The following is a 16,276-nucleotide window of genomic DNA, read 5'->3' on the forward strand; positions in this document are numbered from 1 at the left end:
ATAAGCGACAGCGGGACGTTGGCATCCCGCCGCCGCATGTCGCGTTAGACAGCAACAGCCGATTCGAGGAAGTCCTGGGCGAAACGCTGCAGTACACCGCCGGCCTCATAGATCGAGACTTCTTCGGCGGTATCCAGACGGCAGGTGACCGGCACTTCGACACGCTCGCCGTTTTTGCGGTTGATCACCAGGGTCAACGTCGCACGCGGCGTGCGGTCACCGATCACGTCGTAGGTTTCGCTGCCGTCTATCCCTAAGGTTTTACGGTCAGTGCCTGGCATGAACTCCAGCGGCAACACACCCATGCCCACCAGGTTGGTGCGGTGAATGCGCTCGAAGCCTTCGGCCGCGATGGCTTCCACACCGGCCAGGCGTACGCCCTTGGCCGCCCAGTCACGAGACGAACCCTGACCGTAATCTTGACCTGCGATGATGATCAGCGGCTGCTTGCGTTCCATGTAGGTTTCGATGGCTTCCCACATGCGCATGACTTTGCCTTCCGGCTCCACGCGCGCCAGCGAACCCTGTTTGACCTTGCCGTTTTCCTGGACCATTTCGTTGAACAGTTTCGGGTTGGCAAAGGTCGCGCGTTGCGCGGTCAAGTGATCACCGCGGTGCGTTGCGTAGGAGTTGAAGTCCTCTTCCGGCAGGCCCATTTTCGCCAGGTACTCGCCGGCGGCGCTGTCGAGCATGATCGCGTTCGATGGCGACAGGTGATCGGTGGTGATGTTGTCCGGCAGCACCGCCAGCGGGCGCATGCCCTTGAGCGGACGAGCACCGGCCAGTGCACCTTCCCAGTAGGGCGGACGGCGAATGTAGGTGCTCATCTCGCGCCAGTCGTACAGCGGCTTGACCTTGGGACCGGTGTCTTCATGGATGGCGAACATCGGGATGTAAACCTGGCGGAACTGCTCCGGCTTCACCGAGGCCTTGACCACCGCGTCGATCTCTTCGTCGCTCGGCCAGATGTCCTTCAGGCGAATTTCCTTGCCGTTGGCATCCAGGCCCAGCACATCTTTTTCGATGTCGAAACGGATGGTCCCGGCGATGGCGTAAGCCACCACCAGCGGCGGCGATGCGAGGAACGCTTGCTTGGCGTACGGGTGGATACGGCCATCGAAGTTGCGGTTGCCCGAGAGTACAGCGGTGGCGTACAGGTCGCGGTCGATGATTTCTTGCTGGATCACCGGGTCCAGCGCGCCGGACATGCCGTTGCAGGTGGTGCAGGCGAAAGCCACGATACCGAAGCCCAATTGCTCCAGCTCAGAGGTCAGGCCGGCTTCGTCCAGGTACAACGCCACGGTTTTCGAACCCGGTGCCAGGGAAGACTTGACCCACGGTTTGCGGGTCAGCCCCAGCTTGTTGGCGTTGCGTGCCAACAGGCCGGCGGCGATGACATTGCGCGGGTTGCTGGTGTTGGTGCAACTGGTGATGGCGGCAATGATCACCGCGCCGTCCGGCATCTGGCCAGGCACTTCGTCCCACTGACCGGAGATGCCTTGAGCGGCAAGATCGGAAGTCGCGACACGGGCGTGAGGATTGCTCGGGCCGGCCATGTTGCGCACTACCGAGGACAGATCGAAGCTCAGCCCTCGCTCGTATTGCGCACCTTTCAGGCTGTCGGCCCAGAGGCCCGTGGTTTTGGCGTAGTTCTCGACCAGTTGCACCTGCTCGTCTTCACGGCCAGTGAGTTTGAGGTAGTCGATGGTCTGCTGGTCGATATAGAACATCGCCGCAGTGGCACCGTATTCCGGGGCCATGTTGGAAATGGTTGCACGGTCGCCCAGGGTCAACGCCGAGGCGCCTTCACCGAAGAACTCCAGCCAAGCCCCGACCACCTTTTGCTGGCGCAGGAACTCGGTCAGCGCCAGCACCATGTCGGTGGCGGTGATGCCCGGTTGCAGCTTGCCGGTGAGTTCGACACCGACGCTTTCCGGTAGACGCATCCAGGACGCGCGGCCGAGCATGACGCTTTCCGCTTCCAGGCCGCCAACGCCGATGGCGATCACACCCAGGGCATCGACGTGCGGGGTGTGGCTGTCGGTACCGACGCAGGTATCGGGGAACGCCACGCCATCGCGCACCTGGATCACCGGAGACATTTTCTCCAGGTTGATCTGGTGCATGATCCCGTTGCCCGGCGGGATCACGTCGACGTTCTTGAAGGCCTTCTTGGTCCAGTTGATGAAGTGAAAGCGGTCTTCGTTACGACGGTCTTCGATGGCGCGGTTCTTTTCAAACGCCTCTGGATCGAAGCCGCCGCGCTCCACGGCCAGGGAGTGGTCGACGATTAATTGCGTCGGCACCACTGGGTTCACTTGCGCAGGATCACCCCCTTGCAGCGCGATGGCGTCGCGCAGGCCAGCGAGGTCGACCAGCGCGGTCTGACCGAGAATGTCGTGACACACCACGCGGGCCGGGAACCACGGGAAGTCGAGGTCGCGTTTGCGCTCGATGAACTGCTTCAGGGAATCGGTCAGCGTGGCCGGGTCGCAGCGGCGCACCAGGTTTTCCGCGAGCACACGGGAGGTGTAGGGCAGGGTGTCATAGGCGCCGGGCTGGATGCCGTCGACCGCTGCGCGGACGTCGAAGTAATCCAGAGGGCTGCCGGGCAGCGGTTTGCGGAATTCAGTATTCATCGTCAGGACTCGGTCACGGTAGTTACAAAAGGAAAAGCTGGCGATGGACTAATGTGGGAGCGGGCTTGCTCGCGATAGCGGACTGTCAGTCGATATTTTTGTTGAATGACACACTGCAATCGCGAGCAAGCCCGCTCCCACATTTAATCGGGTTTCCACCTATGGATCGCCATCAGCTTCCCCACTCAGCGTTGTTCGATTGGCACGAACTTGCGCTGTTCGACGCCGACGTACTCGGCACTCGGGCGGATGATGCGGTTGTTGGCGCGCTGTTCGAACACATGCGCCGCCCAGCCGGTCAGGCGTGAGCAGACGAAAATCGGCGTGAACAACTTGGTCGGGATACCCATGAAGTGGTACGTCGAGGCATGGTAGAAGTCGGCGTTGGGAAACAACTTCTTCTGCTCCCACATGGTCTTGTCGATGGCCTCGGAGACCGGGAACAACACCGTGTCGCCCACTTCGTCGGCGAGCTTTTTCGACCAGGCCTTGATCACTTCATTACGCGGATCGTTGTCTTTATAGATCGCGTGACCGAAGCCCATGATCTTGTCTTTGCGCGCGAGCATGTCGAGGGTGCCTTTGATGGCCTCCTCGGGGGACTTGAATTTCTGAATCATTTCCATCGCCGCTTCGTTGGCGCCGCCGTGCAGCGGACCGCGCAGGGTGCCGATGGCGGCCGTCACGCACGAGAACATGTCCGACAAGGTCGAAGCACAGACCCGGGCGGCGAAGGTCGAGGCGTTGAACTCATGTTCCGCGTAGAGGATCAGCGAAACGTCCATCACTTTGCAGTGCAGTTCGCTCGGTTTCTTGCCGTGCAGCAGGTGCAGGAAGTGCCCGCCGATGGATTCTTCATCGGTGACACAGTCGATCCGCAGGCCTTCATGGCTGAAGCGATACCAGTAGCACATGATCGCCGGGAACGCGCCCAGCATGCGGTCGGTAACGTCGTGCTGCGCAGAGAAGTCTTTCTCCGGCTCGATATTGCCCAGGAACGAGGCGCCAGTGCGCATTACGTCCATCGGGTGAGCGTCAGCAGGAATGCGCTCGAGTACTTCCTTCAAGGCTTGCGGCAGGTCACGCAGCGTGCTCAGTTTGCCCATGTAGGCGGCCAGTTGCGCTTTGTCGGGCAGATCGCCGTACAGCAGCAGGTAAGCCACTTCTTCAAAACGCGCATCGGCGGCCAGCTCGCGAACGTCATAACCGCGATAGGTCAGCCCTGCGCCCTCTAGTCCCACAGTGGACAGTGCGGTTTGCCCGGCAACCTGGCCACGTAGCCCGGCGCCACTTAGTACTTTTGCTTCGGCCATTGCAGTCTCCAATCTTGAATTTGTTAGGGAAATCGGCACGTTGTGTTTCATCAGGTTCTTTGGGTGATGCCGAAAGATCGCAGCCTCGCGTTGCTCGACAGCTCCTACGCGGTGACAGAGCCCTGCAACATTCCTGTAGGAGCTGCCGAGTGAAACGAGGCTGCGATCTCTTGATCTTTATTTCTTCGACGCAAACAACGCATCGAGCTTCTGCTCGAACACGTGGTAATCGATGGCGTCGTACAGTTCCATGCGGGTTTGCATGGTGTCGATAACGTTCTGCTGCGTGCCGTCGCGGCGGATCGCGGTGTAGACGTTTTCCGCGGCCTTGTTCATGGCGCGGAACGCCGACAGCGGGTAGAGCACCAGCGAAACACCAACAGACCCAAGCTGCTCGACGGTGTACAGCGGCGTCGCGCCGAATTCGGTGATGTTGGCCAGGATCGGCGCCTTCACGCGGCTGGCGAACAGTTTGTACATCTCAAGCTCAGTGATGGCTTCCGGGAACACCATGTCGGCACCGGCTTCGATGCAGGCAGCCGCGCGATCCAGTGCAGACTCCAGGCCTTCCACCGCCAGCGCATCGGTGCGCGCCATGATCACGAAGCTGTCATCGGTGCGGGCATCGACGGCGGCCTTGATGCGGTCGACCATTTCCTGCTGGGAAACAATCTCCTTGTTCGGACGGTGACCGCAGCGCTTGGCGCCGACCTGGTCTTCGATGTGGATCGCCGCTGCGCCGAACTTGATCATCGACTTGACGGTGCGTGCCACGTTGAACGCCGAGGAACCGAAACCAGTGTCCACGTCCACCAGCAATGGCAGGTCGCACACATCGGTGATCCGCCGCACGTCGGTCAGCACGTCATCCAGACCGGTAATACCCAGATCCGGCACGCCGAGGGAGCCGGCAGCCACCCCGCCACCCGACAGGTAGATCGCCTTGAAGCCGGCGCGCTTGGCCAGCAGGGCGTGGTTGGCGTTGATCGCGCCGACCACTTGCAACGGTTGTTCACTGGCGACCGCATCGCGGAAACGCTGACCTGGAGTGCTCTTGTTGGAACTCATGACTCACCTCGTGGAGTGGCTGTCTGGTTGGCGCTGTCCTGGTAATGACGCGCGATATTGCGTTTGGAAGCGCCGATGTGACGGCGCATCAATAACTCGGCCAGTTCACCGTCGCGATCAGCAATCGCGTCGAGAATCCGGTGGTGTTCGGCGAACGCCTGACGTGGGCGATTGGGCGTGGCGGAAAACTGGATGCGGTACATGCGCACCAATTGGTACAGCTCACCGCAGAGCATCTGGGTCAGGGTGCCGTTGCCCGCGCCCTGAATGATTCGGTAGTGAAAGTCGAAATCGCCTTCCTGCTGGTAATAGCCTCTGCCTGCCTGAAACGCCTCATCGCGCTCATGGGTCTCGAGGACCCGGCGCAGCTCGTCGATTTCTTCGACGGTCATCCGCTCGGCGGCCAGGCGACAGGCCATGCCTTCCAGGGATTCGCGGATTTCATAGAGTTCGATCAGTTCGGCATGGCTCAGAGAGACCACCCGTGCACCGACATGGGGGATGCGCACCAGCAGGCGCTGACCTTCCAGGCGGTGGATGGCCTCGCGCAGTGGCCCACGGCTGATGCCGTAAGTGCGCGCCAGTTCCGGTTCGGAGATCTTGCTGCCCGGGGCGATATCACCCTTGACGATGGCCGCCTGGATACGCCGAAAGACATTCTCGGAAAGCGTCTCCGAATCGTCCTGCACTACCACCGGGGGATCGAGTTGATCCAGCATATTGTCGACACCTTGAATACCAATGCGACAAAAACTAGCTAATTAAGCGCATTCAGTCAAAGGAAAAATAAGTATTGTCGACAATCGTCTAATAACCTTCTGCACCATAACGACACAGCACCTCTGTTTATAGCCACCCTCAAGCGCTGGCGCCACAAAACCAGCATGCTAGAATGCCGCCCGCATTTGTTTGTCATCTTTTTGTGGCAGGCATACGAGGGAGCTTGCGCAGCAATGCCAGTCGCCTTGAATTGAAGATCGCACTGCGACGCCCCAGGATTTATGAGACTCAAGCCCTTCCCCACATTGCTTTGCCTACTCTGCCTGCCCGGTGTGAGCGCTGCCGCCGAAAAGACCGTTTACGGCCTGAATGAATACGCGAAGCTGGCGGGGATCGATCTGGAAGTCGCGGCCAAACTCGACACCGGCGCCAAAACCGCGTCTCTCAGCGCCCGCGATATCAAGCGCTTCAAACGCAATGGCGAATCCTGGGTGCGCTTCTACCTGGCCATCGACACCGCACATTCACACCCGATTGAACGTCCACTGGCGCGGGTCAGCAAGATCAAGCGCCGAGCTGGCGACTACGACCCCGATGAAGACAAGACCTACACCGCCCGCCCGGTGATTGCCCTGGATATCTGCATGGGCAGTGCTTTACGCAGTATTGAAGTGAACTTGACCGACCGAAGTGCATTCCAATATCCGCTGTTGATCGGTTCCGAAGCGCTCAAGCGCTTTGATGCGCTGGTCGACCCCAGTCTTAAATACGCTGCTGGCAAACCTGCCTGCGCTACTGACGCTCATACCGCAGAGTAATGCCAATGCGTTCGCTTACCCTCCATCTGAAAATCCTGATCGCCATCCTGGTGGCGCTGGGTATTTCAGTCACGGCCTATCAGATTTTCGTGCTAGGTATTCCGGTGACCGAAGACGCCACCGACGACTTGTGGAACATCGACGCCAAGGTCGAGTTCGTCGCCAATGCCAAAGACCCGATCAAGATCCAGATGTTCGTGCCGCCACTGAGCCGCGACTATGTCAGCCTCAACGAGAGTTTTATCTCCAATAACTACGGTGTGGCCGTCAACCGCGTCGACGGCAACCGCAAGGTCACCTGGTCCGCACGCCGTGCCAAGGGCAATCAGACGCTTTATTACCGCCTGGTGCTGACCAAGCGTTACAGCAGCGAAAAATCCAAGGTCAAAGGCCCGACCTTCCGCGACAGCATTGCCGTCGAAGGCCCGGAGAAGCTCGCCGCCGAGGCCCTGCTCGCGCCGATTCGCCAGCACTCGGCGGATGTCGAAACCTTCATCGGCGAAGCCATCAAACGCGTCAACAACCTCAACGACGACAACGTCAAACTGCTGCTGGCCGGCGATCCGTCGACACCGCACAAGGCGAAGATCGTCGAACTGCTGCTGTCCATCGCCCATGTGCCGGTGGAAAAGGTCCACACCATTCGTCTGGTGGCGGATCAGCCGCAAACCCCGGAGCTGTGGCTGCGCAGCTTCAACGGTAACGACTGGTTGTACTTCAACCCGGATACCGGCGAACAGGGCCTGCCCACCGACCGCCTGCTGTGGTGGACCGGAGATGAGAACCTGATCACCGTCGATGGCGGCAAGAAAGCCACCGTGACCTTCAGCATGAACAACAGCGAAATGAACGCCATTCGCCTGGCCAAGCTGACCGACGAGAACTCTAACGCCAACGTCCTCGATTACTCGTTGTACGGGCTGCCGCTGCAAACCCAGCAAACGTTCATGATCATGGTGATGATTCCGATCGGCGTGCTGGTGATCCTGATCCTGCGCAACCTGATCGGCCTGCAGACCCTCGGCACGTTCACCCCGGTACTGATCGCCCTGGCCTTTCGCGAGACGCAACTGGGCTTCGGCATCGTATTGTTCACCATCATTACCGCGCTGGGCTTGTCGCTGCGCTCCTACCTTGAACACTTGAAGCTGCAAATGCTGCCAAGGTTGTCGGTGGTATTGACCTTCGTGGTGGTGCTGATCGCCGCCATCAGCCTCTTCAGCCATAAGCTTGGCCTGGAGCGAGGACTGTCGGTCGCGCTGTTCCCGATGGTGATTCTGACCATGACCATCGAACGTCTGTCGATCACCTGGGAAGAACGCGGTGCCGGGAATGCGCTGAAAGTCGCGATCGGCACACTGTTCGCCGCTTCCCTGGCGCACTTGATCATGAGCGTGCCGGAATTGATCTACTTCGTGTTCACCTTCCCGGCGATTCTGTTGATTATGGTGGGCTTCATGCTGGCCATGGGGCGCTATCGCGGCTACCGCCTTACCGAACTGGTGCGGTTCAAAGCCTTCCTCAAGGCTGATTCATAATGTTCGGGCTCTGGAAGACCTGGAAGGCCCTGGAAGCCCGGGGCGTCATGGGAATCAATCGGCGTAACGCCGACTACGTGCTCAAGTACAACAAGCGCAGCCTGTACCCGATTGTCGATGACAAGATCATCACCAAGGAACGTGCGATCAAGGCCGGCATTCACGTACCCGAAATGTACGGGGTGATCTCGACCGAAAAGGAAATCGACAAGCTCGACGAGATCATCGGCGGGCGCAGCGATTTCGTGATCAAGCCGGCCCAGGGCGCCGGTGGTGACGGCATCCTGGTCATCGTCGACCGCTTCGAAGGCCGTTATCGCACGGTGTCGGGGAGGATCATCAGCCATGAAGAAATCGAACATCAGATTTCCAGCATCCTGACCGGCCTGTATTCCTTGGGCGGTCACCGTGACCGGGCGCTGATCGAATACCGCGTGACACCGGACCAGATCTTCAAAAGCATCAGCTACGAAGGTGTACCGGATATCCGTGTCATCGTGCTGATGGGCTATCCGGTGATGGCCATGCTGCGCCTGCCAACCCGTCAATCGAACGGCAAGGCCAATCTGCACCAGGGCGCCATCGGCGTCGGCGTCGACATGGCCACCGGCCTGACCCTACGCGGTACCTGGCTGAACAGCATCATCACCAAACACCCGGACACCACCAACGCGGTGGACGGCGTGCAGTTGCCCAACTGGGACGGCTTCATGAAGCTGGCAGCCGGCTGTTATGAACTCTGCGGGCTAGGCTATATCGGCGTCGACATGGTGCTGGACCAGGAAAAAGGCCCGTTGATTCTCGAACTCAACGCCCGCCCCGGCCTGAACATCCAGATCGCCAACGATTGCGGCCTGACCCTGCGCACCCATGCAGTGGAAGCCCGCCTGGAAGAACTGAAGGCCAAAGGCATCACCGAAACCGCTGAAGAGCGGGTGAAATTCGCTCAAGAGTTGTTCGGGCATATTCCAGCGGTTGAAGGCTTCAGCAAGCACTCCTCACGCAAGGCCAGGGAATACACTCTGTGACGCTCTACGTCACAGGCGATCAATCCCCGACATCCCCTCTAGGAGCAAATCCTGCAGGGGACTACAATCGCCAGCCGCGCACCGATGACTGATCTGCCCCGCATGTTGACCTGCTCCGTACACCCGCTTCCTTATCGCGCCAACCCTGCCGAGTATTTCGCGGCGATTCGCCATGCCCCCGGTGCCGTGCTGCTCGACAGCGGCCGCCCGAGTGCTGAACGCGGGCGCTATGACCTGCTCAGCGCCTGGCCGCTGGAGCAGCTTGCGGTGTTGCCGAATGAAAGCGGCAGTGGGTTTCTTCAGCGCCTGCGCAGCAGTCTTGGCCAGCTGGGTCACGCAAACCTGCCAGAACCTTATGAACTACCGTTCGCCGGCGGCCTGATCGGCTACCTCAGCTATGACTTCGGCCGCCATCTGGAAACCCTGCCACACCAGGCCCGCGATGATCTGCAGTTACCCGATGCGCGGCTGGGTCTGTACAACTGGGCGCTGATCAGCGATCACCTGAAGAGCACCAGCCAACTGGTGTTTCACCCAAACCTGGCTACAGCGGAACGTCAGCGACTGATCGAGCTGTTCAGCCAGCCTGCGCACTCGATACCCGGCCCGTTCAACCTGAATGGCGAAATGCGCCCTGACCTCAGCGCCAGCGACTATCAGCACGCTTTTGTGCGCATCCAGCAGTACATCCAGGCCGGTGACTGTTACCAGGTCAACTTTGCCCAACGCTTTCGCGCGCAATGCCAGGGCGACCCGTGGACCGCGTATTGCGCGCTGCGAGCGGCTTGCCCGACACCCTTCTCCGGCTATCAAAGCCTGCCCGACGGCGGCGCCGTACTGAGCCTGTCGCCAGAGCGCTTCGTCAAAGTCAGTGATCGCCACGTGGAAACCCGTCCGATCAAAGGCACCCGGCCACGCGGCAAAGACGCCTTTGATGATGCAGCCAACGCCGCCGAACTGCTGGCCAGTGCCAAGGATCGCGCGGAAAACCTGATGATCGTCGACCTGCTGCGCAACGATCTGGGCCGTACCTGCCGCATTGGCTCGGTGCGAGTACCGGAGTTGTTCAGCCTGGAAAGCTACCCGAACGTTCATCATCTGGTCAGCAGCGTCACCGGCGAACTGGCGGACGATAAAGATGCCCTCGACCTGATCGCCGGCAGCTTTCCCGGTGGCTCGATCACCGGCGCACCGAAAATCCGCGCCATGCAAATCATTGATGAACTTGAACCAACGCGGCGCGGGCTGTATTGCGGCTCGTTGCTGTATCTGGATGTGCGCGGGGAAATGGACAGCTCCATCGCCATCCGCAGCTTGCTGGTCAAGGATGGGCAGGTCTGCTGCTGGGGCGGTGGTGGAATCGTCGCGGACTCGGACTGGCAGGCCGAGTATCAGGAGTCCATCACCAAAGTGAAGGTGTTGCTGGAAACCTTGCAAAACCTTTAATGCAGGGCTTTTGTGGCGAGGGAGCTTGCTCCCGCTCGGCTGTGTCAGCAGTCGTAAACCGATGCATGCGTTCTACCTGAAGATACGCGGTGTCAGGTTTTTGGGCTGCTTCGCACCCCAGCGGGAGCAAGCTCCCTCGCCACAGTATTTACAGGCTGAGTTCGCGATTCGAGGCCTTGAGAAATTCCTGCTTGAGCTCGGCAAAGGTGTGCACCGCTGGAAATTGCGGGAACTCGCGAATCACGTTCTCCGGCGCATGGAACAGAATCCCCGCATCGGCTTCGCCCAGCATCGTAGTGTCGTTGTACGAATCACCCGCCGCGATCACTCGGTAGTACAGGCTCTTGAACGCCAGCACCGATTGGCGCTTGGGATCTTTCTGGCGCAGTTGATAACCGCTCACCCGATCTGTTTCATCGGTGATCAGTCGATGGCAAAGCAAGGTCGGGAAACCCAGCTGACGCATCAGCGGCTGGGAAAAATCATAGAACGTGTCCGAGAGAATCACCACCTGAAACCGCTCGCGCAGCCAATTGACGAACTCAATGGCGCCGTCCAGCGGCTTTAGCGTGGCGATCACTTCCTGGATGTCGGACAGCTTCAAGCCGTGCTCATCAAGAATCCGCAGACGCTGCTTCATCAACACGTCGTAATCGGGAATGTCCCGAGTGGTTGCCTTGAGGGATTCAATACCGGTTTTTTCGGCAAAGGCGATCCAGATTTCCGGGACCAGCACACCTTCCAGGTCGAGACAGGCAATTTCCACAAGACACTCCCATTTTGTATTGATTATTGAGTTGAGCACGTAAAAGAACAGCTGAACTCTAGCGACTCGCTCTGGTCGGCGCAACGCAGAGGAGCGCGCCAGCCACCACAGGTTTTTGTTACCATCGTCAGCATATAGAGCGCATAGCGCCACCGACCTGTAGGAAACCGCCCTGATGAGCCAATCGTTCGACGTCGCTGAACTCGCCGCAACCTATGCCAACAAGTCCGCGCAGGACATTCTCAAACTCGCCTTCGCCCAGTTCGGTGACGACCTGTGGATTTCCTTCAGCGGCGCGGAAGACGTGGTGCTGGTGGACATGGCCTGGAAACTGAACAAAAACGTCAAAGTCTTCAGCCTCGACACTGGCCGACTGCATCCGGAAACCTACCGGTTCATCGAGCAGGTCCGCGAGCACTACAAGATCGAGATTGAGCTGGTCTCGCCGGATCAAAGCAAGCTAGAACCCTTCGTGAAAGAAAAAGGTCTGTTCAGCTTCTATAAAGACGGCCATGGCGAATGCTGCGGTATCCGCAAGATCGAGCCGCTGCGCCGCAAACTCTCCACCGTCAGCGCCTGGGCGACCGGCCAGCGCCGCGACCAGAGCCCCGGCACCCGCAGCCAGGTCGCCGTGCTTGAGATCGACAGCGCGTTCTCCACCCCGGAGCGCACTCTCTACAAATTCAATCCGCTGGCGCAAATGACCAGCGAAGAGATCTGGGGCTACATCCGCATGCTTGAGCTGCCTTACAACAGCCTGCACGAACGCGGCTTTATCAGCATCGGCTGCGAACCCTGCACCCGCCCTGTTCTGCCTAACCAGCACGAGCGCGAAGGCCGCTGGTGGTGGGAAGAAGCCACGCAGAAAGAATGCGGGCTGCACGCCGGGAACATCATCAGCAAAGCGTAAAGATCGTCCAGCCAGTCAATACCGGGCTCATGAAAAATGTGTACACATTAATGTCACCGTAGGTGCCATTTTTGTGTTCACTTTTACTATCAACGCCCCAAAAAGTTACACCTCCCCTTCTGCCCTGTTACTCGCCCTTTACCAGCCTCAATCCCGTTATAAAATAAATACCTGTTCAATTGGTCAATTTATATCGCCTGTATTTCATGCACTTAGCGATAAGACCTACAAAAACGAAATTAAACATAGAATTCATAGACTGAAATCTGGCACAGAAGTGGCTTAAGTGAATCCATGCTTTGTATACAATAAATACAAAACATACATACACTTTATATCCGCAAGCCTGTCACGGTTAATCCTCCGCCAGGCTGCAGATGCCCAGAACCCAGTGATTCCCGGAACTGTCGACGAAGATTGCCGAGCCTCGCGCTCATGCACAGTCACCGTCAAACCGGAATCAGGAGCCAGCCGGAATGCGCACAAGCCTCTCTAATAACATCGCACTGGATTTGCCCTCCTCCACCCATAACCGCCTTCAATCCAATACCGGTCAGATGCCTGGGACGACGCCACCGCTGACCCTCAGCCCGCGCCTGCACAACAAGGACCTGGCGCCGACCAAAATCGAAGGTCGGCGCTGGGGGCGTTACAGCATCTTTGCGCTCTGGACCAACGACGTACACAACATCGCCAATTACTCCTTCGCCATCGGCTTATACGCCCTGGGCCTGGGCGGTTGGCAGATCCTGTTGTCGCTGGGGATCGGTGCGGCGCTGGTGTACTTCTTCATGAACCTGTCCGGCTACATGGGCCAGAAAACCGGCGTGCCATTTCCGGTGATCAGCCGCATCAGTTTCGGCATCCATGGTGCGCAAATTCCGGCGCTTATCCGTGCCGTCATCGCCATTGCCTGGTTCGGTATTCAGACGTACCTGGCTTCGGTGGTGTTTCGCGTGCTGCTGACCGCAGTCCACCCAGGCTTCGCCGAGTACGATCACAACTCGATCCTCGGGCTGTCGAGCCTGGGCTGGGTATGCTTCGTGGCCATTTGGTTCGTGCAATTGGCGATTCTCGCCTACGGCATGGAGATGGTCCGGCGGTATGAGGCGTTTGCCGGGCCAGTGATTCTGCTGACAGTCGCCGCCCTTGCGGCATGGATGTACACCCAGGCCAACGCGACCATCGCCTGGTCGATCCGCGAACCGCTGAGCGGCGCCGAAATGTGGCGCAACATCTTCGCCGGCGGCGCACTGTGGCTGTCGATCTATGGCACGCTGATCCTCAACTTCTGCGATTTCGCTCGCTCTTCGCCGTGCCGCAAGACCATCAAAGTCGGCAATTTCTGGGGCCTGCCGGTGAATATCCTGGTGTTCGCCAGCATCACCGTATTGCTCTGCGGTGCGCAGTTCCAGATCAACGGACGGATCATCGAAAGCCCGACGGAAATCATCGCCTCGATTCCCAATACGTTCTTTCTGGTACTGGGCTGCCTGGCGTTCCTGATCGTCACCGTGGCGGTGAACATCATGGCCAACTTCGTCGCCCCGGCCTTCGTCCTCAGCAATCTGGCGCCCAAGTACCTGAACTTTCGCCGCGCCGGGCTGATCAGCGCGACCATTGCGGTGCTGATCCTGCCGTGGAATCTCTATAACAGCCCATTGGTGATTGTCTATTTCCTGTCCGGGCTCGGCGCCCTGTTGGGGCCGCTGTACGGCGTGATCATGGTCGACTATTGGCTGGTGCGTAAAGGCCAGGTCAATGTGCCCGAGCTCTACAGTGAAGATCCCAAAGGCGCCTATTACTACAGCCGCGGCGTGAATCTGCGGGCCGTTGCAGCCTTTATTCCTGCGGCGCTGATTGCCATCACCCTGGCGCTGGCTCCGGGCTTCGCCAGCGTATCGCCGTTCTCCTGGCTATTTGGTGCAGGTATCGCAGGCCTTCTTTATCTGATCATCGCCAAACGGCAACCGCACTACGCGGACGTCAGCGGCGAAGCCATCGCGGTTGATAACGTCAGCCATTAACCTCCGAGCGGCCCGATCAACACGGGCCGTCGAATGCCCCGCTATAAGGACATCCCATGCGAATTCTTGTGGTCAACGTCAACACCACCAAGTCGATTACCCAAGCCATCGCCAGGCAGGCGCAAGCGGTGGCCTCGCCCGGCACCGAGATCGTCGGCCTGACGCCCTACTTCGGCGCAGAGTCGATCGAAGGCAATTTCGAAAGCTACCTGGCGGCCATCGCGGTCATGGATCGCGTGCTGTCCTACGACCAGCCCTACGACGCGGTCATCCAGGCCGGCTATGGCGAGCATGGCCGTGAAGGATTGCAGGAATTGCTCAATGTGCCGGTGGTGGACATCACCGATGCGGGCGCGAGTACCGCGATGTTTCTGGGCCACGCCTATTCGGTGGTCACCACACTGGACCGCACCGTGCCGCTGATTGAAGACCGCCTCAAGCTTTCCGGCCTCTATGACCGCTGCGCCTCGGTTCGGGCCAGCGGTCTGGCGGTGCTGGAACTGGAAGAAGATCCAGAGCGTGCCCTCGAAGCCATCGTTCGTCAGGCGGAACTGGCGGTGAGTGAGGACAAGGCTGAGGTGATCTGTCTGGGTTGCGGGGGGATGGCCGGGCTGGATGAACAGATTCGTCGGCGTACCGGCGTGCCGGTGGTGGATGGGGTGACAGCGGCGGTGACTATTGCTGAATCGCTGGTGCGGCTGGGGCTTTCCACGTCCAAGGTGCGGACCTATGCCACCCCTCGGCCGAAGACCATTATTGGCTGGCCGGGACGGTTTGGGCGCTGAGTCATGCTCTGAGACCGAGTCGCAGCCATCGCGAGCAAGCCCGCTCCCACATTGGATTTTCTGTTTGCACAAAATTTGTGCCCGACGCTGATCTAGTGTGGGAGCGGGCTTGCTCGCGATGAACGATGACTCGGTCCATAGTCGAACCTAGATGGCACTAAACCGCTGCCCCAACTGCTGCTCGGCAAACTGTTCGATGATGAAGTCGACAAACGCCCGGGTCTTGCCCGGTAGCAATTTATGCTCGGCGTAGTAGATCGAGATATTGCCGTCGTCGACATACCAATCCGGCAACACCCGCAGCAGGGTTCCGGCATTCAAGTAGTTCACGGCGAACGGCATGCTCACCAAGGCAATGCCCAAACCCTGCGCGGCAGTGGCGCACGCAGCTTCCGAGTCGCTCATGGTCATCCGTGCCTTGAGTGTCAGCGGGCTGTGTTGCTGACTACGACTGGTGAGTTGCCAGGAGCGAACCCGCCCGGTTTGCGGTGAGCGGATCAAAATTCCGTCGCAATGGCGCAAGTCATCCTGCTCGGCAATCGTCTCGCGCTGCGCCAGATAATCCTTTGAAGCCACCAACACCCGATGAGCGGGCGTCAGTTTTCGCGCCACTACCCCTTGCGGCAGCTCAAAACCACCGCCAATCGCGGCATCGAAGCCTTGGCCGATCAGGTCGACCTGACGGTTATCGAAATGCCAATCCGGGTTGATCGCCGGAAAGCGCTGCAGAAACTCTCCCAGCAGCGGCACGATATACAACCGTCCGAACACCGTGCCCATGCTGACTTTCAATGTCCCTGCCGGACGCCCTTCGGCGCTGGCCAGATTGGCCACGGCGTTTTGAATCGTATGAAGGCTGGCGCTGACCTCACCGAGAAACAGCTGGCCGGCCTCGGTCAGCGTCAAGCTGCGGGTACTGCGCTGAAACAACCGCACACCGAGCCGAGCTTCCAGCTTGGCGACACTCTTGCCCACTGCCGCGGGAGTCAGACTCAAGCGCCGCGCGGCTTCGGCAAAGCTGCCGACCTCAGCGCTACGGACGAAGCATTCGATACTGCTGAAGGTTTCCATGGTCGCAACTATAAACTTTTAGTTTACACAGACTATAGCAATTACCCTCTACTCAGCCTTCAGTGATCATTAGAAAATAAAATGAAGTCGTTAGTTTTTAAAACGGGTAAGTATGTCCGCCCCATTTACGACCGGCAACAATTAGCT

At 59.1% G+C, this 16,276-nt stretch carries 13 protein-coding genes; 7 read left to right on the forward strand and 6 right to left on the reverse strand.

Going from position 1 to position 16,276, the window contains the following annotated elements; genetic code table 11:
• Nucleotides 1-44 precede the first annotated feature (44 nt).
• The 4 genes from acnD to ACN1C3_RS13850 form a co-directional block, all read right to left on the reverse strand.
• Nucleotides 45-2,639 (reverse strand): Fe/S-dependent 2-methylisocitrate dehydratase AcnD, encoded by a 2,595-nt coding sequence (acnD, locus tag ACN1C3_RS13835; RefSeq protein ID WP_419116379.1) that lies wholly within the window; start codon nucleotides 2,637-2,639, stop codon nucleotides 45-47.
• 185 nt (nucleotides 2,640-2,824) lie between these two features.
• Complete coding sequence (prpC, locus tag ACN1C3_RS13840; protein WP_419116380.1) at nucleotides 2,825-3,952, reverse strand: bifunctional 2-methylcitrate synthase/citrate synthase; 1,128 nt, start codon at nucleotides 3,950-3,952, stop codon at nucleotides 2,825-2,827.
• A 177-nt stretch (nucleotides 3,953-4,129) separates the two neighbouring features.
• Nucleotides 4,130-5,020, reverse strand: a complete 891-nt coding sequence (gene prpB, locus ACN1C3_RS13845) for a methylisocitrate lyase (protein ID WP_419116381.1) — start codon at nucleotides 5,018-5,020, stop codon at nucleotides 4,130-4,132.
• Nucleotides 5,017-5,739, reverse strand: coding sequence for a GntR family transcriptional regulator (locus ACN1C3_RS13850; protein ID WP_419116382.1), 723 nt, complete (start codon nucleotides 5,737-5,739; stop codon nucleotides 5,017-5,019). Before ACN1C3_RS13850 ends, prpB begins: the two co-directional genes overlap by 4 nt.
• 282 nt (nucleotides 5,740-6,021) lie before the next feature.
• Here ACN1C3_RS13850 and ACN1C3_RS13855 point away from each other — a divergent pair, with 282 nt between their 5' ends.
• From ACN1C3_RS13855 to pabB, 4 genes are all read left to right on the forward strand, one after another.
• Entirely contained in the window at nucleotides 6,022-6,558 is a 537-nt protein-coding gene (locus tag ACN1C3_RS13855) for an ATP-dependent zinc protease (RefSeq protein WP_419116383.1), read from the forward strand.
• Nucleotides 6,559-6,563: 5 nt separating this feature from the next.
• Nucleotides 6,564-8,096 carry an inactive transglutaminase family protein gene (locus ACN1C3_RS13860; protein ID WP_419116384.1) on the forward strand — a complete coding sequence of 511 codons (1,533 nt, stop codon included), beginning with the start codon at nucleotides 6,564-6,566 and terminating at the stop codon, nucleotides 8,094-8,096.
• A complete protein-coding gene (locus ACN1C3_RS13865) occupies nucleotides 8,096-9,124 on the forward strand; it encodes an alpha-L-glutamate ligase-like protein (protein WP_419116385.1) in 1,029 nt (342 codons plus the stop codon). The genes ACN1C3_RS13860 and ACN1C3_RS13865 overlap by 1 nt, the downstream gene beginning before the upstream one ends.
• A gap of 102 nt (nucleotides 9,125-9,226) precedes the next feature.
• Complete coding sequence (gene pabB, locus ACN1C3_RS13870; protein WP_419116555.1) at nucleotides 9,227-10,570, forward strand: aminodeoxychorismate synthase component I; 1,344 nt, start codon at nucleotides 9,227-9,229, stop codon at nucleotides 10,568-10,570.
• 148 nt (nucleotides 10,571-10,718) lie between these two features.
• Here the strand turns inward: pabB and thrH are convergent, their stop codons facing one another.
• On the reverse strand, nucleotides 10,719-11,336 hold the full coding sequence (thrH, locus tag ACN1C3_RS13875) for a bifunctional phosphoserine phosphatase/homoserine phosphotransferase ThrH (protein ID WP_419116386.1): 618 nt from the start codon (nucleotides 11,334-11,336) through the stop codon (nucleotides 10,719-10,721).
• A 175-nt stretch (nucleotides 11,337-11,511) separates the two neighbouring features.
• On the opposite strand from thrH, the gene ACN1C3_RS13880 reads away from it, so the two are divergent.
• The 3 genes from ACN1C3_RS13880 to ACN1C3_RS13890 all read left to right on the forward strand — a co-directional run bounded on the left by ACN1C3_RS13880 (nucleotide 11,512) and on the right by ACN1C3_RS13890 (nucleotide 15,058).
• Nucleotides 11,512-12,246 carry a phosphoadenylyl-sulfate reductase gene (locus ACN1C3_RS13880; RefSeq protein ID WP_419116387.1) on the forward strand — a complete coding sequence of 245 codons (735 nt, stop codon included), beginning with the start codon at nucleotides 11,512-11,514 and terminating at the stop codon, nucleotides 12,244-12,246.
• A 476-nt stretch (nucleotides 12,247-12,722) separates the two neighbouring features.
• The gene (locus ACN1C3_RS13885; protein ID WP_419116388.1) at nucleotides 12,723-14,273 is read left to right on the forward strand and encodes an NCS1 family nucleobase:cation symporter-1; all 1,551 of its coding nucleotides are present in this window, start codon (nucleotides 12,723-12,725) and stop codon (nucleotides 14,271-14,273) included.
• Between the two features lie 56 nt (nucleotides 14,274-14,329).
• A complete protein-coding gene (locus tag ACN1C3_RS13890; protein WP_419116389.1) occupies nucleotides 14,330-15,058 on the forward strand; it encodes an aspartate/glutamate racemase family protein in 729 nt (242 codons plus the stop codon).
• Nucleotides 15,059-15,205: 147 nt separating this feature from the next.
• Here ACN1C3_RS13890 and ACN1C3_RS13895 read toward each other — a convergent pair whose 3' ends face one another.
• Nucleotides 15,206-16,129 carry a LysR family transcriptional regulator gene (locus tag ACN1C3_RS13895; protein ID WP_419116390.1) on the reverse strand — a complete coding sequence of 308 codons (924 nt, stop codon included), beginning with the start codon at nucleotides 16,127-16,129 and terminating at the stop codon, nucleotides 15,206-15,208.
• Nucleotides 16,130-16,276: the final 147 nt, after the last annotated feature.

Source organism: Pseudomonas sp. H11T01 (assembly GCF_048515765.1).
GTDB lineage: Bacteria > Pseudomonadota > Gammaproteobacteria > Pseudomonadales > Pseudomonadaceae > Aquipseudomonas.